Origin of the sequence: Streptomyces sp. NPDC002773 (assembly GCF_040295605.1) — a bacterium.
Lineage (GTDB): Bacteria > Actinomycetota > Actinomycetes > Streptomycetales > Streptomycetaceae > Streptomyces.
Genome location: NZ_JBEOVO010000023.1, coordinates 78,870 through 100,824, shown reverse-complemented (window position 1 = coordinate 100,824; position 21,955 = coordinate 78,870). Strand labels below are relative to the sequence as shown.

The window sequence follows — 21,955 nt, the reverse complement described above, 5'->3', positions numbered from 1 at the left end:
GTTCGCTCTGAGCGATCACCCCCGCCGTCCCGCGACGGGGATCCCGCCGCGGCCGTTCGCGGCCGTGATGGGATCCACGCCATGACAGATTGGCCGCGACTCACTCACGCCTACGGCTCCGCCGAGGACATACCGACCCTGCTGGCGCGCATCGCGTCCGAGCCCGAGTCAGGGCTCTGGAACGACCTGTGGTCCGCGCTCTGCCATCAGGGCAGCGTCTACTCGGCCAGCTTCGCGGCGCTGCCCTGGCTGGCCGACATGGCCGAGAGCGAGGACCGGGGACGAGCCGTGAGCGCCCTGGGCCTGGCGGGGGCCATCATGGCGGGCGCCGATCAGCCGCACGGAGCGGGGGATGTGCGCGCACGGCACGCGGCGGAGATCGCGGCCCTGCTGGCGTCGGTGAAGCGCCGTCTCCGCACCGCGACCGGCCGCACCGAGTACATCGCCCTCCTGGAATCCATGCTCGGCTTCGAGGGCGTCGCGGGATGGAGCGAGGACCTGGCCTGGGGGCTCGGGAACGAGGAGTACGAGGTCGCCTGCCCGGACTGCGAAAGCGACCTGTTCATCGTCTTCGGTGAACACGGGTTCTTCTGCACCAGCGAGGACTACGGATCGTCGGACGACACCATCGACACCCGCCCGCTCCGCCCGGCGAGCCCCGCACAGCTGGAGGGCATCGGCGCGCGTCTCCACGGCATCGCGCTCGCCGACGGCCGACAGGAAGTCGCCCACGCGTTGACCTACGTCTTCGGGGACGCGACCTGCCCGGACTGCGAAACCGACTTCTCGGTCGCCGACCGGGTCAGCGCCGACTGAGCGAGCTGGAAACTTCGCCGGGCAGTTCGCTCTGAGCGATCACCCCTCCCGTCTGCGAGGCTCAACGGCTGTAATGCCTCCATGGATATGGCGTCTATTACATCTGCGTGGGTGGCGGGGTGGACGGTCTCCCGGGGAACCCCCGCCGCCGTCGCCCAGCCGTGGGGTTACCGGATCGACGTGGGCCTCCCCCGGCATGTCGTACGGCACGTCCTGCCCGCCCCCGACGCGGCCTCCGTCGGGGCGCTCTGCACCCGGCTCACCGCCCCGTACAGCTGGCTCAAGGTCATGGCGGCGCCCGAGGACGTGGAGCCGTGGATCACCGAGGGGTGGACGGTCCCCGACGACCCGGGCTTCATGATGGTCAAGCCACTCGACGCCGGGGCCCGGCCCGCGCCGCCCGAGGGGTACGCCAGGACCACCGAGGTCCGGGACGGCGTCATCCGGGTCCGGGTCCTCGCCCCCGACGGCACCCTCGCCGCGCGCGGCCAGATAGCCCCGACCGGCTCGACCGCCGTCGCCGACCAGATCGAGACCGACCCCGCGCACCGGCGGCGCGGCCTCGGCGCCAACGTCATGCTCACCCTTGAGGCCGCCGCCGCCCAGGCGGGCGCGGAGACCGGGGTGCTCTCCGCGACCACGGACGGCCTCGCGCTGTACGACTCGCTCGACTGGCGCTACCGGGGGCCGCTCACCGGCATCGTCCGCGCGGCGACCCCCACGGAGACCGCCATGGAGACCCCCGCGGAGACCTGACCGCCGGACCCCGGGACCCCGGGCGTCCGGCTGCGCGGGGCAGCCCGGACGGGGCATGCTCGGTCCATGGTGCGAGGCGTACGGATGACTCGGCGAGGGGTACGGGACGCGGGGCGCGGTGGGCGGGACGCGGGGCACGGCGGGTGGGACGCGGGGCACGGCGTACGGACTCGGCGTGGGGCGCTGCTCCTCGCGGCTGCCCTCACCCTCGGCGCCTGCGGGGCCGTCGGCGCGAGCGGATGCGGGCCGGAGGCACCTCCGGCGCCCGGTGGCCCGGCGTCGGCCACGAGCGCGCCGACCGGGCCCACCACCCCGACCGCCCCGGCCACGAGCGCCCCGCCCGGGACGGTCGCGCCCACCGGAGAGCCGCGAGGCCAGGAGGTGCTCGTCGAGGTCGTCGTCAGCGGCGGGCTCGCCGGGGTCCGCAACCAGCTGATCGTCCACTACGACGGCACCTGGACCAGCCGCTCCGGCACGAAGCCGCCCCGCACCGGCCGGATGCCCCCCGCTGAGGCCGCCGAACTGCGGGCCGCGCTCGAAGACCCCGCCTACGCGCGCGTGCCCACGCGTCCGACCGGCGACCCGGTCCCCGACGGCTTCCAGTACTCCGTCACCCACCGCCACCGGCTCGTCGTCGCGGGCGAGGGCGAGCGCCCGCCCGCCCTCCAGCGCGTCTTCGCCGCCCTCCCCGACGGCGGCCCGCCCACCCGTCCCTGAGCGCGTGAACCGCACGGGGCCCGAACGGCGATAGAGAGGGCGTGAGACTGTCGCGCCCCACAGGGGGAGGCCCCTCCGGGGGCGACGATGCCGACGCCGTCGACGACACGGAGCTGCTGCGCGCGGTCGCCCGGGGGGACACCGAGGCACTCGCCGTCCTCTACGACCGGCACGCCGGCTGGCTGCACGCCCGCCTCACCCGGCGCTGCCCCGACGGCGAGACCGTACGGGAGGTCCTCCAGGACACCTTCGTCACCGTGTGGCGCTCGGCCGGCGGCCACCGGGGCCGCGGTGAGGCCGGCGGCTGGCTCTGGGTGATCGCCGCCCGGCGCCTGGTGGACGCCCAGCGGGCCGGCGCCCGGGCCGACCGGGCCGCCGCGCACGCCGCCGCCGTGCCCTCCGAGTCACCGGGCACCGCGCCCTCCGCCGAGGAGCGGGTGCTCGCGGGCCTGGAGTACGGGGAGGTGGGCGCCGCCCTCGACCGGATCTCGCCCGAGCTGGCGGAGGTCCTGCGGGCGACCGTCGTCGACGGCCTGACGACCCGTGAGACCGCCCGGCTCCTCGGCATACCCGAAGGCACCGTCAAGACCCGCGCCCTGCGCGCCCGCCGAGAGCTGCGCGCCGCCCTCGCGGCCGGGAACCCCGGCGGCCCGCACGCCCTGGGAGGCACCGCATGACGGCACCCCGCCCCGCATCCGGACCTGGACCCGACCGCAACCCCGGCCCCGGCCCCGGCCACGGACCCGACCACGGATCCGGCCACGGATCCGGCCACGGATCCGGCCACGGATCCGGCCACGGATCCGGACCTGGACCCGGACTCGGACCCGGACCTGGACCCGGACCCGGACCCGGCCATGGACCCCGATCCGCAGCCGTACCCGGACCCGACCACGGCCCCGCACCCCGACCCGCAGCCGAACCCGGCCGTGGGCCCGCCGCGCCCCGACCCGCGCCCACACCCGACCACAGCCCCGCGCCCCGATCCGTACACCGGCCCGAGCACCGACCCCCGCCCCGGTCCCCCCGTCCCCCCTGGCACGTCACGCACGCCCTGGCGCTCCAATACGCGGACGGAACCGCCCCCGAGCCCGACGCCTGGTCCCTGGAGAAGCACGTCGAGTCCTGCACGGCCTGCGCGGTCCGCGTCTCGGCCGCCGTACGCGCCGGTGCCGCGGGCCACGCCCTCGCGGCCGTCCGTACCGAACTCCTCGCCTCCCTGGGACACCGGCCCGCACCCGCCGCGGCCGCCGGAAGCCCCCTCGGACGGTGGGCGCGGCTCTGGTGGGCCGTCGGGCCCGCCCTCCGCGGGTCCTGGCTGGTGGCCGTGTTCCTCGTCGTCGGCGGGGCCTTCGGTCTCGCCCACGGCGCCGGGTTCCGGGGCGCGGGGGGGCTGCTGCTCGCCGTCTCCCCCGTCCTTCCGCTCGCCGGTGTCGCCGTCTCGTACGGACGGCACGCCGACCCGCTGTACGAGATCACCGCCGCCAGCCCCTCGGGCGGGCTGCGGCTGCTGCTCACCCGTACCGCCGCCGTACTCGCCGTGTGCGTACCGCTGCTGACCGCGGGCGGGGCGCTGCTGCCCCGGGCGGCCGGGGCCCCGGGGGCCGCCGCCTGGCTGCTTCCCGGCCTCGCGCTGACCCTGGCCGCCCTCGCGCTCGGCTCGTTCGTCGGCTGCCGTGCGGCGGCCGCGACGCTCGGCGGCGGATGGCTGCTCGCCGTGACGGGCCCGCTCCTCGACGGGCCGGACGCGGGCGCGGGCTCCGGTTCGGGAGCCGCCGCGCTCGCCCCGTACTTCTCCGGTTCCGCCGCGCAAGGGGGGTGGGCCGCGGCGGCACTCGCCTGCGCGGCCCTCCTCGCGCTGCGACGCCGTTCCTTCGACCACCTGGAGCCCCGTTGAACACCTCGGCCGCCGTCGCGGTGACCGGACTGACCGTCCGTCACCGCCGTACCGTCGCGCTCGACCGCCTCGACCTGACCCTGGGGCCCGGCGTGCACGGCCTGCTCGGCCCGAACGGAGCCGGGAAGACCTCCCTGATCCGGGTCCTCGCGACCGTCGCCGCGCCCACCTCAGGCCGGGTGGAGCTGCTCGGCGGCGACGCCACGGACCACCGCGACCGGACCGGGATCCGGCGCCGGCTCGGGTATCTACCGCAGGAGTTCGGCTACTACCCGGCCTTCACGGTGCGCGAGTTCGTCGCGTACGTCGCCTGGCTCAAGGAGCTGCCCGCCGACCGGGTCCCGGCGGCGGTGGAGCGCGCGGTGCGGCGGGTCGGGCTCGCCGACCGGATCGACGCGAAGATGAAGACGCTGTCGGGCGGCATGGTCCGGCGCGCCGGGATCGCCCAGGCCCTCGTGAACGAGCCGGACCTGCTGCTGCTCGACGAGCCGACCGCAGGACTCGATCCGGAGCAGCGGGTCGACTTCCGCGAGCTGCTGCGGGAGCTGGGCACGGAGGCGACGGTGGTGGTCTCCACGCACCTGGTGGAGGACGTCGCCGCCGCCTGCACGGGCGTCGCCCTCATCGAGGCGGGACGGCTCGCCTTCCAGGGCTCCACGGCCGAACTGACCGCGCTCGGCGGAACGTCCGACGGCCCGGCCGACTCCACGACCCACGCCGTCGAACGCGGCTACACGGCGGCCCTGCGCGCCCACCGGGCGTCCGCCGTCCGGGCGTCCGGCGCCCACCCGAAGGAGGCGCTCCGGTGACCACCACCCTCGTCCCGCCGCCCCGTACCGGCGGAGCCACGCCCGCGCGTGGACCCTCCCCGCTCCGCACCGAACTGCGGCGCGGGCTCGGGCCCTGGACCGGCGCCGCCGTCGCCGTCGCCGTCCTGGTCACGATGTACAACAAGGGGCCCGGCTGGCAGGACCGCTGGGCCGACGCCACGAACATGCTGCACGTCGTCGCCGGGCTGTTCGCCGGGTCGCTCGCGCTCGCGGCGGGCGGCTGGCAGGGCGGCCGTGACCGGCGGCGCGGGACGACGGACCTGTGGGAGTCCGTGTCCCGCTCGCCCCTGCGCCGCCTGCTCGTCGCCGTCGCCCCCTCCGCGCTCTGGCCGGCCGCCGGGCTGCTCCTCGCCGCCGCCGTCTGCCTCCTCGCGACCTGGCCGTACGTCTCCGCCGGCCGGCCCTACCTGGAACTGGTCGCCGCGGACGTGGTCGCCGTCGCCGCCCTCGGCGCGCTCGGCCATGTCGTCGGCCAGGTGGTCCCCTGGCGACTGACCGCTCCGCTCCTGGGGGTCGTCGGGTACGCGGTCATGATCATGACCGCGTACGCGGACGGATCGGCGCGCTGGCTCGGCCCGGCCGCCGAGCACCAGTTCTTCTGGGACGGGCCGGTGTGGTGGTTCGGTCCTGTGTCGATGGCGTGGACGGCGGGGATCGCGCTCACCGCTCTCCTCGCGTACGGGCTGCGCCGGTCCCGGCTGCTCCCGCTCGCCCTGGTCCCGCTGGCCGCGGCGGTCGCCGCCGCCGGCCTGATCCTGCGCCTGCCGGTGGACGAGGGGCCATGGCGCCCGGACCCGGCCCTGGCGCGGGAGGTCTGCGACGACGGCACCCCGCAGGTGTGCCTGACGGCCGTCGACGCGGGACTCCTGCCGGAGGTGTCGGCGGCGCTCGCCCCGCTGAACGCCCGCCTCAAGGGCCTCCCCGGCGCCCCGGTCCGCTGGGTGAGCGGGCCGGGCGGTGCCACCCGTCCCGGTGACGTCGGGCTGCCTCACACCGATCAGGAGGCGGTGCGCGGCCGGCTCGTACGCCCCGACCTGTATCTGAACGCGGCCGTGAACTGGCTGCTCTCGGACAGCTGCGAGCCGGGCGACGGCATGGGACCGAACGCCGAGCGGGCGAGCGTCATCCACCTCGCCGTCGCCGAGTGGCTCGCCCCCACCCCGGACGGCTACGGCCCCGACCCCACCGCCGCCAGGCCGTACATCGACCGGCTCGACGCCAAGTCCCCCGCCGCCCAGCGCGACTACCTCGCCCGCTACCTGGCGGCGGACATCTGCCACCCGGACGAGGTGCCTGTCCCGTGAGGCTCTATCTGCGCTCCCGTGCGCTGCCCGCCGCGCTCGCCGCGCTCGTCGGGACGGCGTCCGTCGCCGCCTGGGCGGCCCGGTGGCTGGTGTCGCTGCCCGACTTCGACCACACGGCCCGCCTCCCGGTCGTCGTCCTCGGCCCGCTGCTCGCGGCGGCCGCGGTCGGCGCGAGCCTGCACACCCCGAGCGACGAGCTGGACCGTACGGCGGTCCGCGCGTGGTGGCCCCGGCGGCTCGCCCACGTACTCGCCCCGACCGTGCTCGCCGCCGCCCTGTTCGCCCTGGCGCTGCCGGGCCACACGGAGGCGTACGGGGCGCCCGCCGCCGTACGGAACACGCTCGGGCTCGTGGGGGTGGCGGCCGCTTCCGCCGCGCTCGCCGGCGCCCGGCTGAGCTGGCTGCCGCCGGTCTTCTTCGTGGGCGCGGTCTATCTCGCGGCCCCGTCCGAGGGGGGTGGTGCGGCGCAGTGGTGGGCCTGGGTGATGCAGCCGGGCCCGCAGGCCGGCGCGTGGACGGTGGCGGTGATCGCGTTCGTGACGGGCGCGGGCGGGTACGCGTGGCGGGGCGCGCGGCACATGACCGGCGAGTCCTGAGGAACCGGGGAGTCGGCGAACCCCTCCGCGTAACCCCGTGACTCCGTAACGTGTTTGTCCCCGCCGCCCCCGCCCCGCGAGGATGGCGGGGACCGTCTGCCGAGCCGACGAAGAACGGAGTGACGAACGATGGCAGAACCCGTGACCCTCGACCGCCGTGAAGGACCGTACGGAGAGGTCGTGCTGCGCCGCCGCCACGAGCACTACGAGATCATCGCCAACGGCACCTTCCTGATGGACACCTCCGACGGGCGCTCCGAGCGGCTCCTGATCGACGCGGCGCGGGACGCCCTGCCCGAGGAGGCCCGGGTCGGCCCCTCCGTCCTGATCGGCGGTCTGGGGGTCGGTTTCTCCCTCGCGCATGCCGCCGCCGACCCCGGCTGGAGCCGGATCGCGGTCGCCGAGCGTGAGGAGGCGATCATCGACTGGCACCGGCAGGGGCCGCTCGCCGCGATCTCCGGGAGGGCGCTCGCCGATCCGAGGACGGTGATCCTGCACACGGACCTCGTGGAGTACCTGCGCACCTCCACGGACACCTACGACGCCCTCTGCCTGGACATCGACAACGGGCCCGACTGGACGGTCACCGAGGACAACGAATCCCTGTACGCGGCCGGGGGTTTGGCGGCCTGCGCGGACCGCCTGAACCCGGGCGGGGTACTCGCCGTGTGGTCCGCCCGGCCGTCCGGCGATTTCGAAGAGTCGTTGCGGAATGCCGGATTCAGCGGGGTACGGACGGAAGAGGTCCCCGTTGCCCGGGGCGTCCCCGACGTGATCCACCTCGGCGTCCGTCCCGGATAGCGCCTGAGCAGCTCCTGGATAGCCGGGACGCCACACGTACCTCTAGGCTGCTGCACCGACATCGGCGACGCGAGGCGGGGCAATGGAGCAGACACACACCACTCACCACGGTGCGGCGGCCACTCCGGGGGCTCAGCGACGTGTCCTGGTGGTCGAGGACGACGCGACGATCGTGGAGGCGATCTCCGCGCGGCTGCGCGCCGAGGGGTTTCTCGTCCAGACCGCGACCGACGGTCCCGCCGCCGTGGAGGCGGCGGAGGCCTGGCAGCCGGACCTGATGGTCCTGGACGTGATGCTGCCCGGTTTCGACGGCCTGGAGGTGTGCCGCCGGGTCCAGGCCCAGCGCCCCGTCCCGGTCCTCATGCTGACCGCCCGCGACGACGAGACCGACATGCTGGTGGGTCTCGGCGTCGGTGCGGACGACTACATGACCAAGCCGTTCTCGATGCGCGAGCTGGCGGCCCGGGTGCACGTCCTGCTGCGCCGGGTGGAGCGGGCGGCGCTCGCGGCGGTCACCCCGCGCAGCGGCATCCTGCGCCTCGGCGAGCTGGAGATCGACCACGCGCAGCGCCGGGTCCGGGTGCGGGCCGAGGACGTGCACCTGACGCCGACCGAGTTCGACCTGCTCGTCTGCCTGGCGAGCACACCCCGGGCGGTCCTCTCCCGGGAGCAGCTCCTCGCCGAGGTGTGGGACTGGGCGGACGCCTCGGGCACCCGGACCGTGGACAGCCACATCAAGGCGCTGCGCCGGAAGATCGGGGCCGAGCGGATCCGCACGGTCCACGGCGTCGGTTACGCGCTGGAGACCCCGGCGCTGTGAGCCGGCGGGGGCCGGACGGCCGGGCGCGCAGGCCGCGCCGGATCGTGATCTCGATCAAGACCAAGCTGGGCGCGCTGGTCGTCGGCGCCGTGCTCCTGACCTCCTGCCTGGCCCTGGTCGCGATCCGGACGTCCACGGAGTTCCGGTACATCACGATCTTCGCGATGATCGCGACCCTGCTGATCACGCAGTTCGTTGCCCAGTCCCTGACGGCGCCGCTCGACGAGATGACGACGGTGGCGGGGACGATCTCGCGCGGTGACTTCAGCCGCCGGGTGCGGGGCGCGGACCGGCGGGACGAGCTGGGCGACCTCGCCTCGACGATCAACCGCATGGCGGACGACCTGGAGGCCGTGGACCGGCACCGCAAGGAGCTGGTCGCCAATGTGTCGCACGAGCTGCGGACCCCGATCGCCGCGCTCAGGGCCGTACTCGAGAACGTCGTCGACGGGGTGTCCGAGGCGGATCCGGAGACCATGCGGTCGGCGCTGAAGCAGACCGAGCGGCTCGGCCGGCTGGTGGAGACGCTGCTGGACCTGTCACGTCTTGACAACGGTGTCGTCGCGCTGAGGGCGAGCCGTTTCGAGGTCTGGCCGTATCTGTCGGGGGTGCTGCGGGAGGCGAACCTGGCCGCGTCGCAGCGCGGTCTCTCGTCGACCTCGGGGCTGCACAACCGCACGGACGTGCATCTGCACCTGGACGTGTCGCCGCCGGAGCTGGTCGCGCACGCGGACGCGGAGCGGCTGCACCAGGTGATGGCGAACCTGATCGACAACGCGGTGAAGCACTCGCCGCCGCACGGCCGGGTCACGGTGCGGGCCCGGCGCGGCCCCTACCCGGACTCGCTGGAGCTGGAGGTCGAGGACGAGGGTCCCGGCATCCCGGAGTCGGAGCGGCACAAGGTCTTCGAGCGCTTCAACCGGGGCTCGGCGCCGCACCGGCCGGGGCCGGGGAGCGACGGCGGCACGGGACTCGGTCTCGCGATCGCCCGCTGGGCGGTGGATCTGCACGGCGGCGGGATCGGTGTGGCCGAATCATCACGTGGATGCCGCATCAGAGTCACTCTTCCGGGCAGGCTTCCCGCGAGGGATTGACGTAGGGTTCGAACCGGAAGAGCTCGTTCTGCGTGTACGTGGGGGAGACCTCCGTGCAAGTGAGCGGGACGTGATCAGGGGTGCGGCCGAAGCGGGCCGTGCCTGCGCTTTTCCGTACCCTCACAGCAGCGGAACCACGCTTGTTTCCCGCCATTCACGGCTCCGAAACACGTCGTCAAGTGTGACTTGCGCGACGTTGGTGCGCCCGGCCTGCACCTCTCGGCCGGACAGGCGTAGCCTTTATTTCCGCTGTCCATCACCTTGTGAAGCGGAAGAGGGCGGTTGCCGCCGTGTCGTCTCAGTCCCCCAGTACCCCGAGCTCCCCGACCGACCAAGACGGGCAGGGCCAGAACCCTGCAACCGCCTTCGGTGCCAATGAGTGGCTCGTCGACGAGATCTACCAGCAGTACCTCCAGGACCCGAATTCGGTCGATCGTGCCTGGTGGGACTTCTTCGCCGACTACAAGCCCGGAGCGTCGGAGACCCCGACCGCCCCGGCACCCACCACTCAGCAGAGCGCGCCCGCCGCGCCGCAGGCGGGCCCCGCACAGGCCGCGCCTGCCGCTCCCGCGGCTGTTCCGGCTCCCGCGCCCGCTCCGGTAGCGGCCCCGGCTCCCGCGAAGCCCGCGGTGGCTCCTGCCGCCCCGGCCGCCGCGAAGCCCGCCGCCGCCGCGCCTGCCCCGGCGAAGCCCGCCGCGGCCGCGCCGGCCCCGGCCAAGGCCGCACCGGCCCCGGCGAAGGCCCAGGAGGCCACCACGGCCCCCGCCGGCCCGGAGCTGATCACGCTGCGCGGCCCCGCCGCCGCGGTCGCGAAGAACATGAACGCCTCCCTGGAGGTGCCGACGGCCACGTCCGTCCGCGCCGTCCCGGTGAAGCTGCTCTTCGACAACCGGATCGTGATCAACAACCACCTGAAGCGCGCCCGGGGCGGGAAGATCTCCTTCACGCACCTCATCGGCTACGCGATGGTGCAGGCGATCAAGGCCATGCCGTCGATGAACTACTCCTTCGCGGAGAAGGACGGCAAGCCGACCCTGGTCAAGCCGGAGCACGTGAACTTCGGTCTCGCGATCGACCTGGTGAAGCCCAACGGCGACCGCCAGCTCGTCGTCGCGGGCATCAAGAAGGCCGAGACGCTCAACTTCTTCGAGTTCTGGCAGGCGTACGAGGACATCGTCAAGCGCGCCCGCGTGGGCAAGCTGACGATGGAGGACTTCACCGGCGTCACGGTCTCCCTGACCAACCCCGGCGGCCTCGGCACCGTCCACTCCGTGCCACGTCTGATGCCCGGACAGTCGGTCATCATGGGCGTCGGCTCGATGGACTACCCGGCCGAGTTCCAGGGCACCTCCCAGGACACCCTGAACAAGCTGGGCATCTCGAAGGTCATGACCCTGACCTCGACGTACGACCACCGGGTCATCCAGGGCGCCGCCTCCGGCGAGTTCCTGCGCGTCGTCGCGAACTACCTGCTCGGCGAGCAGGGCTTCTACGACGACATCTTCAAGGCCCTGCGCATCCCCTACGAGCCGGTCCGCTGGCTCAAGGACATCGACGCCTCGCACGACGACGACGTCACCAAGGCCGCGCGGGTCTTCGAGCTCATCCACTCCTACCGGGTCCGCGGCCACGTCATGGCCGACACCGACCCGCTGGAGTACAAGCAGCGCAAGCACCCCGACCTGGACATCACCGAGCACGGCCTCACCCTGTGGGACCTGGAGCGGGAGTTCGCGGTCGGTGGCTTCGCCGGCAAGTCGATGATGAAGCTCCGCGACATCCTCGGCGTGCTCCGCGACTCGTACTGCCGCACCACCGGCGTCGAGTTCATGCACATCCAGGACCCGAAGCAGCGCAAGTGGATCCAGGACCGCGTCGAGCGCCCGCACTCCCGCGTGGAGCGCGAGGAGCAGCTGCGGATCCTGCGCAGGCTGAACGCGGCGGAGGCCTTCGAGACCTTCCTGCAGACGAAGTACGTCGGCCAGAAGCGCTTCTCCCTGGAGGGCGGCGAGTCCGTCATCCCGCTGCTCGACGCGGTCATCGACTCGGCCGCCGAGTCGCGCCTCGACGAGGTCGTCATCGGCATGGCCCACCGCGGCCGGCTGAACGTCCTGGCGAACATCGTCGGCAAGTCGTACGCGCAGATCTTCCGCGAGTTCGAGGGCAACCTCGACCCGAAGTCGATGCACGGCTCCGGCGACGTCAAGTACCACCTGGGCGCCGAGGGCACCTTCACCGGTCTCGACGGCGAGCAGATCACGGTCTCCCTGGCCGCGAACCCCTCGCACCTCGAAGCGGTCGACCCGGTCCTCGAAGGCATCGTCCGCGCCAAGCAGGACGTCATCAACAAGGGCGGCACGGACTTCACCGTCCTGCCCGTCGCCCTGCACGGTGACGCGGCCTTCGCCGGCCAGGGTGTCGTCGCCGAGACGCTGAACATGTCGCAGCTGCGCGGCTACCGCACCGGCGGCACGGTCCACATCGTCATCAACAACCAGGTCGGCTTCACCGCCGCCCCGGAGTCCTCGCGTTCCTCGATGTACGCGACCGACGTGGCCCGCATGATCGAGGCGCCGATCTTCCACGTGAACGGCGACGACCCGGAGGCCGTGGTCCGCGTCGCGCGGCTCGCCTTCGAGTTCCGCCAGACGTTCAACAAGGACGTCGTGATCGACCTCATCTGCTACCGCCGCCGCGGTCACAACGAGGGCGACAACCCCTCGTTCACCAACCCGCAGATGTACAACCTGATCGACAAGAAGCGTTCGGTGCGCAAGCTGTACACCGAGTCGCTCATCGGTCGCGGCGACATCACCCTGGAAGAGGCGGAGCAGTCGCTCCAGGACTTCCAGGGCCAGCTGGAGAAGGTGTTCGCGGAGGTCCGCGAGGCCACCACCGCCCCGGCCCCGGCGCACGTCCCGGACGCCCGCGCCGAGTTCCCGGTCGGCGTCACCACCGCGGTCTCCGCCGAGGTCGTGAAGCGGATCGCCGAGTCGCAGGTCACCGTCCCGGAGCGGATCACGGTCCACCCGCGTCTGCTGCCGCAGATGCAGCGCCGTGCCGCGTCCATCGACGACGGCACCATCGACTGGGGCTTCGGCGAGACCCTCGCCATCGGCTCGCTCCTCATGGAGGGCACCCCGGTCCGCCTCTCGGGCCAGGACTCCCGCCGTGGCACCTTCGGCCAGCGGCACGCGGTCCTGGTGGACCAGGAGACCGGCGAGGACTACACCCCGCTGCTCTACCTGACCGACGACCAGGCCCACTACAACGTCTACGACTCGCTGCTCAGCGAGTACGCGGCGATGGGCTTCGAGTACGGCTACTCGCTGGCGCGTCCGGACTCCCTGGTCATCTGGGAGGCCCAGTTCGGTGACTTCGTCAACGGCGCGCAGACCGTCGTCGACGAGTTCATCTCCTCGGCCGAGCAGAAGTGGGGCCAGACCTCAGGCGTCACGCTGCTCCTGCCGCACGGCTACGAGGGCCAGGGCCCGGACCACTCGTCCGCGCGCCCCGAGCGCTTCCTCCAGATGTGCGCCCAGGACAACATGACGGTCGCCATGCCGACGCTGCCGTCGAACTACTTCCACCTCCTGCGCTGGCAGGTGCACAACCCGCACCACAAGCCGCTCATCGTCTTCACCCCGAAGTCGATGCTGCGTCTGAAGGCCGCGGCGTCCAAGGTGGAGGAGTTCACCACCGGCGGCTTCCGCCCGGTGATCGGCGACACGACGGTCAACGCGGCGGACGTCCGCAAGGTCGTCTTCTGCGCCGGCAAGGTCTACTACGACCTGGAGGCCGAGCGTCAGAAGCGCGGTGACACGGAGACCGCGATCATCCGTCTGGAGCGCCTGTACCCGCTGCCGGGTGCCGAGATCCAGGCCGAGATCGCCAAGTACCCGAACGCCGCGAAGTACATCTGGGCGCAGGAGGAGCCGGCGAACCAGGGTGCCTGGCCGTTCATCGCGCTCAACCTGATCGACCACCTGGACCTGGCGGTCGGCGCGGACATCCCGGCGGGCGAGCGCCTGCGCCGGATCTCGCGTCCGCACTCCTCCTCCCCGGCGGTCGGCTCGGCCAAGCGCCACCAGGCGGAGCAGCAGCAGCTGGTCAACGAGGTCTTCGACGCCTGATCGTCGTACGGCCCGAGTTCCACGTACGGAGGCCCGGCACCCCACCAGGGGTGCCGGGCCTCCGGCGTTCTCCCGTACGGCTCAGAGGTTGGCCTCGAAGTCCCAGTAGGGGCGGTTGCGCTGGCGGGCCGACAGGGTGTGGGGGTGCTGGGCGCCGAGGGTCCTGGTGAGGGTGAGCAGTGCGTCCTCCTCCAGTTTCCCGGCCTCGTCGGTCTCGCGCAGGCCGCGCAGGTCGGTGGCGAGCGCGACCTGGCAGGAGAGGGTCAGCGGGTGCTCGTTCCCGAGGACGTGCCGGGCCCTGCGCAGGGTGTCGCGGCTGAGTTCGGCGGCCTCGACGACCCTGCCGTTGAAGTTGCGGGCGGCGGTGGCGTTGAGGGCGCAGCCGAGGACCCAGGGGTGGTCGGAGCCGAGTGTCGCGGTGAGTCCGGCGAGCGCCGACTCCAGCATGGTGAGGGCGGAGGCCCGGTCGCCGGAGGCCTGCATCACGAGGGCGGTGTTGGCGAGGACGCCGGTGGAGACGGGGTGGGCGGGGCCGAGGAGGGAGCGGTAGCCGGCCTCGGCCTCGGTGATGAGTTCCCGCGCGAGGTCGAGGTCGCCGTGTTCGCGGAGGAAGTTGGCGTAGTTGGTGACAGCCGACAGGGTCACGTAGTGGTCGCGTCCGTAGGCCTGCTCCAGGTGGTCGAGGACGCTGGCCATCATCGTGCCGATGTCCTCCTTGAAGCCGCCTTCGCGGCGCCGGCAGAGCGCCAGCTGGCTGCGCGCGTACAGGGTGTGGAGGTGCTGCGGCCCCAGGATCTTCACGTGCAGCTTGACGTTGGCCTCCTGGCGGCCGAGCGCCTCGCGGTAGCGGCCGAGCAGCCGGAGGTCCTGGGCGACGGCGTTGTTGGAGTTGAGCGTGGAGGCGTGGTGGGGGCGCAGGACGCTCTCGCAGCGGGAGAGGGTGTCGGTGTCCTGCTCGTACGCCTCCTGGTAGCGGCCCAGCATCCGCAGCACCACGCCGAGGTTGTGGCGGGCGACGAGGGTGAGGAACTGGGTCTCGCCGAGGAGGCCGCGGGCCTCGGCGAGTGCTTCCCGCTGGAGCTTCTCCGACTCCTGGTACTGGCCGAGGAAGCGCAGGTCGCGGGCGATGGAGACCTTGGTCTGGAGTTCGCCGAGCCGGTCGGTGCTGTCGGCGGCGGTCAGCCGCTCGCGCTGGGCGAGGTCGAGGTCGTACGCCTCGCGGAACCGGCCGTAGCGGCGCAGGATGTCGCCTTCGAGGGTGGTGAGTTCCTGCATGTGCGGGGCGAGCGGTTCCATGAAGGAGGTCCACTCGTCGCGGATGCGTCCGGCGAGCCGGATGCCGGCCTTGTACTCGCCGCTGCGGTCGCAGAAGCGCAGGCAGTTGAGGACGGCGACCTGGATGCGCGGGTCGGTGCTGCGGAGGGCTCCGGACGGCTCCAGGTGCGGGAGGAGTTCGGAGTAGCGGGGCCAGTGCCTGCTGTCCGTGGGGTTGCCGGGGTCGGCCTCGGCGAGGAGGGTGCGGACGGCTTTGCGGTGGGCGTCGCGGTGTTCTCCGTCGGTGAGCCGGGCGACGATGTCGTGCACCAGCCGGTGCATGTGGATCGACTCCTGGTGCGGGCCGACCTCGTCGGTGGTCAGGGGGCCGCGGGTCTCGCGGGTGAGCACCGAGTAGTTGACGAGGGTGTCGAGGGCCCGGGTCCAGGCGGGCAGGTCGGTGGCCATCCAGCGGAGGTCCTCGGGCAGCTGTGCCTGGGGGTAGGCGCGGACGATGCCGAGGGGGATGCGGCCGGGGGCGAAGGAGGCGCACAGGCTGAGGATGTCGATGGCCTGCGGCTGGGCGCGGCGGAGTCGGTTGATCAGTATCGACCAGGAGGTGAGGGAGGCGTTGGGCATGCCGTCGCCCGCGGAGGGCTCGTCGACGGTGGAGAGCCGGCCGTCGCGGACCATGCGGAGGTATTCGGGGGCCTCCATGCCGGATTCGCCGAGCCAGGCGGCGGCCTGGACGAGCGGCAGGGGTACGTCTCCGAACTCGGCGGCGACCTCGTCGGCCTCGGCGGCGTTGATCTGGGGGGCGCGGCGCATCAGGTAGCCGGTGGACTCGGCCCGGTCGAAGCTGGGGATCTCCAGGACGTCGGTGTGTTCCCGCCAGCCGCGGTTGCGGGAGGTGATGAGGACGTGGCCGGGTCCCTGCGGGAGCATGACGTCGATACCGTCGGTGTCGTCCCAGCCGTCGAAGACGAGGAGCCAGCGTCCGTGCGGGTCGCCGCGGCGGAGGGCTTCCCGGACGGCGCGGATGCGTTCGCCGGGTTCGCTGCCGGTGGGCAGGGAGAGTTCGACGGCGAGTTCGCCGAAGCGGTCGCGCTGGATGTTGCGGTCGTCGGAGTTGACCCACCAGATGACGTCGTAGTCGGGGCTGAAGCGGTGGGCGTACTCGGCGGCGATCTGGGTCTTGCCGATGCCGGACATGCCGAGCAGGGTGCAGGCGGCGTTGCCGCGCTCGGCGTCCATGAGCCGTTCCTGGAGCTCGGTGAGGAGGTCGTCGCGGCCGGTGAACCGGGGGTTGCGGCGGGGGACGTCGCCCCAGATCTCCGGCGGGGTGTCGGGGTAGCGGGCGAGGGCGCTCGCGGGGAGGCGGCGGCCGGCGTTCCTGCGGGGTTCGATGGCGAGCCTGCTGAGGAGCCGCGCCTCGGCCTCCTCCTCGCCGACGCCCCAGAGGCTGACGGGTTCGAGGACGGCCGTGGAGGGGAGGAGGGTGCGGTTGGTGAGGTTGACGGCGGCGAACCGTTCGGCGTGGGCGGCGACGAAGCCGCGCAGGACGTCGTTCCATTCGCCGGCCGGCCGGGGGCCGAGTTCGAAGAACCAGTCGTTGAGGACGAGGAGGACCTGGCCGCGGGCGAGGAGCAGGTCGCCGAGGGAGTCCTCGAGGGGGACCTCGCGGGGCGGGTCCCAGCGCTGGAGGGTGGCGCGTACGCCGTGGGCTTCGAGGCGCTGGTTGATCCAGGCCGCCCAGGGCCGGTGGTATCCGGGGAAGACCACCAGGACGTGTTCGGGCGCGGCCCTGCCCCCGTGGCTGTCCGCGCCTCCGCCCGACCGCTGTTCCGCCATCTGTACGTCTCCCGTCCCGCTCACGCGCAACGCAGTGTCATGTGCAACGCAGTGTCATGTGCCGTGGGCACAGTGTTACGCACCGGCCCGGGGGCTCGCGCCGAGGCTCGCATGGAGCTGCCTCATTTGCCGGGCGAACTCCCGGCCCTCATTGGTCAGTTCATCGGATTCAAGCAGCATCGCCAAGGCTTCACCCACCTGATCGTGGACATGGTCGAACTGCTGCCCGGCCCGCGCGCTCCACGGGCCCGGCACACCCGGGGCATCCATCGCCTTCCGCCACAGATCGGCCAACGCCAGGTGGGCGTACGCCCCTTGGAAGACGCCTGCGACCGGACGCGCGTCGGTGCGCCAGCCGACCCGGTACAGCGCGGCGGCGGCGCCGGGGCGGTAGAGCGGGACGAGCTCGTGGAGCGTGGAGAGCTTGCTGTGGTGCACCTCGTGGACGAGTGTCTCGGCCATGTCGAAGGCCCCGGCCGACGGTGTCATCAGGACGGCGCCGGGGGCGACGCTGAGGGTGGCGCCGACGGACCGCGGGCCCTGCGGGCGCAGGGGTACGAGCGCGCCGACCGTCCGGCCCACCTCGGCCGCCCGCTCCCGGTCGGTCCGGCGCAGCAGCTCCCGGGCGGTCCGCCAGTGGCCGGACCAGGCGGCGTGGTCGATGTCGGGCCGCTCGGCGGCGACCCGGGCCGGGGTGCCGACGCCGCCCGGCGGCACCCGGTACGGGTCCAGGTCCTCCAGGCGGGCGGCTCCGCCGGGCAGTCCGCGCAGGCCGCGCCAGCCGGGGCCGCTGCCGGTCACGGCGCCGGTGCGGCCGTCGACGAGCCGGAGGAGCGCCGCCGGGGCCCCTCGGGCGCCGTCGGAGTGGACCCGTACGACCTGGGAGCGGGAGGTGAGCCGGACCGGTCCTGGGGCCACCAGGACGCTCCCGGCGCCCGGGAGCGAGAGCACGCCGGCGGGAGCCTGGACGACGAGGTCGAGCGGCCGGCCGGCCCGGAGGGCGGCGGTGGCGGCGACCAGTTCCAGGCGGGTCAGATGCCGGTCGAGGGCGGGGCCCACGGGCTCGGTGAGGGCGGCGGCGAGCCATGCCCCGGTGGTCGGGTAGTCGAGGACGGCGCGGACCGCGCCGGGGGCACCGCGCTCGGTCCGCTCCAGGAGACGCCAGGCGGTCCCGAAGCCGCGGAGGGTCTCGGGGGCGACCTCGTCGCGGTGGCGCCGCACCCGCACGAGGAGGGCCTTGAGCAGCAGCAGCCGCCGGGCGTGCACCCCGGACCGCAGGAAGGACGCGCCGGCCGGGGCGGGCCGGGTGGCCGCGAGTGCCGCGAAGGCCGCGGGCCGCGGCGGCGCGGCGATCACTCCCGACTCCCGGAACGCGCCACGGGCTTCCGGCGGCGGGATACGGCTGGAACCGAGCGGCCGGTCCGGGGGCGGGGTGGCGTCGGGCGGGCGGCGCGGGCCGCTCGTACGTCAGTCGACGAAGGCGTCCTCGGGCCAGGAGACGACAAGATCCGAGGGGTCGCGCAGCACTCTCTCGACCGCCGCGCCGACGACGGCGTCGTCCATGACGCGCAAGGTCCGCAGGTCAACGGCCGCGAGATCGGGCAGACGCGGAGACCGGCCGGCTCGCCGGCCGACACCGGTCGCCCACTCCGTACGCTCGAACACTCTCGGCTCCTCCTCACCGACGCTGTCCCCCACGGTCGTAGCGGCGCAGCGGTTCTTCCCGACCCCGGGAGACCGGAAACCCATTCGATTCAACTGCGCCCATTCACGCCCCCGTTATCCGGCCGGTCGAAGAGAAGCTCATCCGGTGGTCCCGCTCCAGGTCCACCAGGGTGGTGTGATCCTGCGCCGCTCCTCCGCGGAGAGCCTGCCGTGACCGGTTTCCGCCGCGCTCTCCACCTCCCGCAGCAGGGCTCTGGTCCGCTCAACGTCCGCCCAGTCCACCTCCACGAGCCGCCCGGTGAGCCGCCGCCACTGCTCGGCCGCGGCGAGCAGCGCGGTTCTGGCCCCGCCCGGTCGGCCCATGAGCCACAGGACGGCCCCCTGGGCGTGCGACGCGCGGGCGCCGGTGACCGTGCCCGGGGTGTCGCCGTGGGCGGTACGGGATTCCTCCCCGGCGTTGCGGTAGGCGGTGAGCGCGTCGCCGATCACCCCGTCCCGTGCCGTCTCGGCCAGTTCGAGCCGGACCCGGCCCAGTTGCAGCCACACCTCGGCGCGCTCCGCCGGGTCGCCGGTGCCCCGGAGCGCCTGTTCGAGCAGGTGGCGGCTCTCGAAGAGGTCGGGCAGGAAACCGGCGCGGTGGAAGCGGAGCGCGAGGACGCTGCCGATCAGGGTCCGCGCCCTGGGCCGCTCGGGCGCCCCCGCGGGCAGCCGGGTGAGGGCCTCGCGCAGGACGCCCTCGGCCCGGTCGACGGGGGCCGTGCCGGTGCCGGCCGCCGCCCGCCGAAGCAGCGATCCGCCCCAGGTGAGCAGGAGCGGGCCGCGCTGGGCGCTGTCGGCGGGGGCGAGCAGGGTCGCCTCCTCGTACGCGGCGTCGGCGGCGGCCCCGTCGCCCGCCGTGTCGTACAACCGGGCGCGCGCGGTGGTGAACCGCAGCCGGAGGGCGCGGCCGTCGCCGAGGAGGGGTTCGACGCGGTCGAGTACGGGGCCGATGCGGCCGGGTTCGGCCTCGGCGAGGCGGAGGGCGTCGGCGAGGTCGAGGAGGGCGGGGGCGCTCTCGTGGAGGGTGAGGGCGGCGGTGAGCTCCCCGGCGGCCGCGTCGCCGTCGCCTCGGGCGAGGAGCAGGCGGCCGCGGCGCAGGTGGAGGGTGTGGCGGGCGGTTTCAGGCCAGCGGTCGGCGTCCTCGGCGAGTGCGGTGAGGGCCGCGTCGAGGTGGCCGGTCTCCTCGGTGTCGCGCCACAGCGCGTGGTGGACGACGGCGAGTTCGAGCCGGGCCTCGGCCCAGGCCTCGTCGCCGGGAGGGGCGAGTTCCCCGGCGCGTACGAGCGTGTCGGCGGCCTCGCCGAGGAGTTCCGGGCGGCGGCCCGTACGCCGGGCGGCGGCGGTGCCCGCCTCGGCGTACAGGGCGCGGGCGAGGACGATCCTGGCCTCGACCGGTTCGGCGGGGAGCGCCGCCTCGGCGCGTTCGCGGGCGCCCGCGAGGAGGGCGGGGTCGGACTGGCCCCGGCCCTGCGCGAGGAGGCGGCGGGCTTCGGTGAGCGGGTCGGGGGTGATGAGGTCGGGGTGGTAGAAGCGGAGTACGCGCGCGGGGATACGGGCGAAGAGTTCGGTCTCGGCGCCGTCCGGCCCGAGGGGCTCGTCGGTCTCGTCGGTGTCGTGGGTGCTGCGGGTGGTCTCGCCCGGGAGGCCGGCGTGGCCGGTTCCGGTCGCGGGGTGCCGTCCGGTCCATCGCTCCGGGTCCGGGACGGTCCCGCTCCCGGTCTCCGGCTCCGCTCCCGCGAGGCGGGCGGCGGCGAGCGCGGGGAAGTTGCGCATGCCCTGGCCGAAATTGCGCTCCACGTACGCGGAGCAGTGCTTGAGGACGAGGGCGGCGGCGCTGGGGTCGAGCGAGCCGAGGAAGTGCTGCTGGATGCCGGGCGGATAGCTGAAGCAGGGGTACGGGGTGGGTCCCGGCAGCCGTCGCAGGAGGCCGCTGAGCAGGACCTCGGCCAGCTCCATGGGCCCGGTGTCGGGCAGCATGGCGCGCTGGACGAGCTGCATGACGGGCAGGGTCAGCGGGGCCGCCGCGAGATGGACGGCGAGCCGGAGCGCGCCGGGTGAGGCGCCGGCCCGGAAGGCACGCAGGAGGTCCTCGTCGCTCCGGGGGGCGCGGGGGGTTCTGGCCGCGCGCGGCTCGACCGGTGCGGACGGCTCTACTTGCTCGACCGGTGCGGGCGGGGCGGGCGGGGCGGGCCGTTCGGGCGGTTCGGGCGTGAGCCAGGCGGCCCAGCCGCGTACGGCGTTGCCGCCGTGCCCGGTGTGGAGCCGGGTCCAGGAGGCGAAGGCCTCGGGCGTCGGGGTGAGCACGGGGACGGCCCGGCGGCCGGGGGCCCGGGGTCCCCAGGGTTCGTCGTCGGAGCGGAAGACCGTGTGGCCGCCGGGGGTCGCGGACCGCTGGAAGGTGCCGGGTTCGGCGGGGAGTCCGGTACGGGGCCAGAGGCGCGGCGGCAGGGGCTGGACGAGGGCGAGCGGGGAGCGGCGGGGCCACCGGCTCAGGAAGCGCTGGGCGGCGCCGCGCTGCCAGAGGGGTCCGACGCAGTCGCTGACGACCAGGGTGAACCGGCGGCCGGCGGGGTCGTGGAGCTGGTCGACGGGGCGCAGCCGGGGCCTGCCGTCGGCGCCGGAAGTGGTGGTGACGAGCGGGGGGCCTTCGCCGGTGTCGTACAGGCGGTGCACCTGGACGTCCCGGAAGGCACCGGACTGCTGGCAGGCCTGGCGGAGTTCCTCGACCATCCGGCTCCAGACGACCATGGCGGGTCCGGTGTCCATGAGGAGCTGGATGTCGGGACGGCGTCCGGCGGTGGGCCGCAGGACGGGGGTGAGGATGCCGGCGGCGGCGCTGCGTTCGGCCGTGGCCTCCTCGTCGAGGGTGCCCTCGCCGGGGCGGTGCGGGGCGAGGGCGTAGTCGCGCAGGGGGCGTAAGGCCTTCTGGAGGCCCAGGAGTCCGGGCAGGGCGTTGGCGCCGGGGGCGCGGACGGGCAGCGTCGCGCCCCGCTCCGTACGCCGTGCGCCGCCGCCGGCTCCGGGCAGTCCGGTCGCCATGTGCAGGGAGACGGACTCGCGGACGCCGGACCCGGCCGGCCGGCCCGCGGCCCCTTCCGTCCCTGCCGCCCCTTCCGTTCCCCGGCCCTCGGTTACGGCCCCGGTCCCGCCCGTGCGGGTCGGGTCCCGGTGTCCGGCGGCGCGGCGCGGACCGTCGGAGGCGTCCTCGGCCGTCTCCTCCGGCGGGCCGGTGTCCGGGCTTCCCGGCCCGTCCTGCTCGCGCGGGACGGGGCCGGGAAGCCACCGGGCCAGCCAGAGGGCGTCCGCGATGTCCTCGGCGGTGGGGTCCTGGCCACCGGCCCGCAGTCTGCGGGTGAGTTCCTCCAGATGCATCCGGTGCATC

16 protein-coding genes are annotated in these 21,955 nt (G+C 74.0%); 12 read left to right on the top strand and 4 right to left on the bottom strand.

The window, feature by feature from the left end; genetic code table 11:
* The first annotated feature begins 81 nt into the window (after positions 1-81).
* From ABT034_RS25165 to ABT034_RS25110, 12 genes are all read left to right on the top strand, one after another.
* Positions 82-816 (top strand): hypothetical protein, encoded by a 735-nt coding sequence (locus ABT034_RS25165; protein WP_351218887.1) that lies wholly within the window; start codon positions 82-84, stop codon positions 814-816.
* 81 nt (positions 817-897) lie between these two features.
* Positions 898-1,572 (top strand): GNAT family N-acetyltransferase, encoded by a 675-nt coding sequence (locus ABT034_RS25160; protein WP_351218885.1) that lies wholly within the window; start codon positions 898-900, stop codon positions 1,570-1,572.
* A gap of 84 nt (positions 1,573-1,656) precedes the next feature.
* A complete protein-coding gene (locus ABT034_RS25155) occupies positions 1,657-2,289 on the top strand; it encodes a hypothetical protein (protein WP_351218883.1) in 633 nt (210 codons plus the stop codon).
* A 41-nt stretch (positions 2,290-2,330) separates the two neighbouring features.
* Positions 2,331-2,966, top strand: coding sequence for an RNA polymerase sigma factor (locus ABT034_RS25150; RefSeq protein WP_502973044.1), 636 nt, complete (start codon positions 2,331-2,333; stop codon positions 2,964-2,966).
* Positions 2,967-3,343: 377 nt separating this feature from the next.
* A complete protein-coding gene (locus ABT034_RS25145) occupies positions 3,344-4,186 on the top strand; it encodes a zf-HC2 domain-containing protein (protein WP_351218917.1) in 843 nt (280 codons plus the stop codon).
* Positions 4,183-4,995, top strand: coding sequence for an ABC transporter ATP-binding protein (locus ABT034_RS25140; RefSeq protein WP_351218881.1), 813 nt, complete (start codon positions 4,183-4,185; stop codon positions 4,993-4,995). The genes ABT034_RS25145 and ABT034_RS25140 overlap by 4 nt, the downstream gene beginning before the upstream one ends.
* Positions 4,992-6,320, top strand: coding sequence for a hypothetical protein (locus ABT034_RS25135; protein WP_351218879.1), 1,329 nt, complete (start codon positions 4,992-4,994; stop codon positions 6,318-6,320). Before ABT034_RS25140 ends, ABT034_RS25135 begins: the two co-directional genes overlap by 4 nt.
* A complete protein-coding gene (locus ABT034_RS25130) occupies positions 6,317-6,916 on the top strand; it encodes a hypothetical protein (protein ID WP_351218877.1) in 600 nt (199 codons plus the stop codon). The genes ABT034_RS25135 and ABT034_RS25130 overlap by 4 nt, the downstream gene beginning before the upstream one ends.
* A gap of 129 nt (positions 6,917-7,045) precedes the next feature.
* Entirely contained in the window at positions 7,046-7,717 is a 672-nt protein-coding gene (locus tag ABT034_RS25125; protein WP_351218875.1) for a spermidine synthase family protein, read from the top strand.
* 82 nt (positions 7,718-7,799) lie between these two features.
* Positions 7,800-8,537, top strand: a complete 738-nt coding sequence (locus ABT034_RS25120; protein ID WP_351218873.1) for a response regulator transcription factor — start codon at positions 7,800-7,802, stop codon at positions 8,535-8,537.
* Positions 8,534-9,631 (top strand): HAMP domain-containing sensor histidine kinase, encoded by a 1,098-nt coding sequence (locus ABT034_RS25115; RefSeq protein ID WP_351218871.1) that lies wholly within the window; start codon positions 8,534-8,536, stop codon positions 9,629-9,631. Before ABT034_RS25120 ends, ABT034_RS25115 begins: the two co-directional genes overlap by 4 nt.
* A 290-nt stretch (positions 9,632-9,921) precedes the next feature.
* The gene (locus ABT034_RS25110) at positions 9,922-13,764 is read left to right on the top strand and encodes a multifunctional oxoglutarate decarboxylase/oxoglutarate dehydrogenase thiamine pyrophosphate-binding subunit/dihydrolipoyllysine-residue succinyltransferase subunit (protein ID WP_351218869.1); all 3,843 of its coding nucleotides are present in this window, start codon (positions 9,922-9,924) and stop codon (positions 13,762-13,764) included.
* An 81-nt stretch (positions 13,765-13,845) separates the two neighbouring features.
* Here the strand turns inward: ABT034_RS25110 and fxsT are convergent, their stop codons facing one another.
* The 4 genes from fxsT to ABT034_RS25090 form a co-directional block, all read right to left on the bottom strand.
* Entirely contained in the window at positions 13,846-16,869 is a 3,024-nt protein-coding gene (gene fxsT, locus ABT034_RS25105) for an FxSxx-COOH system tetratricopeptide repeat protein (RefSeq protein ID WP_351218867.1), read from the bottom strand.
* A 75-nt stretch (positions 16,870-16,944) separates the two neighbouring features.
* A complete protein-coding gene (locus tag ABT034_RS25100; protein ID WP_351218865.1) occupies positions 16,945-18,225 on the bottom strand; it encodes an HEXXH motif domain-containing protein in 1,281 nt (426 codons plus the stop codon).
* Positions 18,226-18,336: 111 nt separating this feature from the next.
* Positions 18,337-18,534, bottom strand: coding sequence for a hypothetical protein (locus tag ABT034_RS25095; protein ID WP_351218863.1), 198 nt, complete (start codon positions 18,532-18,534; stop codon positions 18,337-18,339).
* A gap of 138 nt (positions 18,535-18,672) precedes the next feature.
* Positions 18,673-21,954: an SAV_2336 N-terminal domain-related protein gene (locus ABT034_RS25090; protein ID WP_351218861.1), complete on the bottom strand. Its 3,282-nt coding sequence runs from the start codon at positions 21,952-21,954 to the stop codon at positions 18,673-18,675.
* Position 21,955 lies beyond the last annotated feature (1 nt).

Bases quoted from the DNA above. Each gene is read 5' to 3' on its own strand.
- ABT034_RS25160 (WP_351218885.1), top strand. From the start codon at position 898: ATGGATATGGCGTCTATTACATCTGCGTGGGTGGCGGGGTGGACGGTC.
- ABT034_RS25155 (WP_351218883.1), top strand. From the start codon at position 1,657: ATGACTCGGCGAGGGGTACGGGACGCGGGGCGCGGTGGGCGGGACGCG.
- fxsT (WP_351218867.1), bottom strand. From the start codon at position 16,869: ATGGCGGAACAGCGGTCGGGCGGAGGCGCGGACAGCCACGGGGGCAGG.
- ABT034_RS25120 (WP_351218873.1), top strand. From the start codon at position 7,800: ATGGAGCAGACACACACCACTCACCACGGTGCGGCGGCCACTCCGGGG.
- ABT034_RS25125 (WP_351218875.1), top strand. From the start codon at position 7,046: ATGGCAGAACCCGTGACCCTCGACCGCCGTGAAGGACCGTACGGAGAG.
- ABT034_RS25090 (WP_351218861.1), bottom strand. From the start codon at position 21,954: ATGCACCGGATGCATCTGGAGGAACTCACCCGCAGACTGCGGGCCGGT.
- ABT034_RS25165 (WP_351218887.1), top strand. From the start codon at position 82: ATGACAGATTGGCCGCGACTCACTCACGCCTACGGCTCCGCCGAGGAC.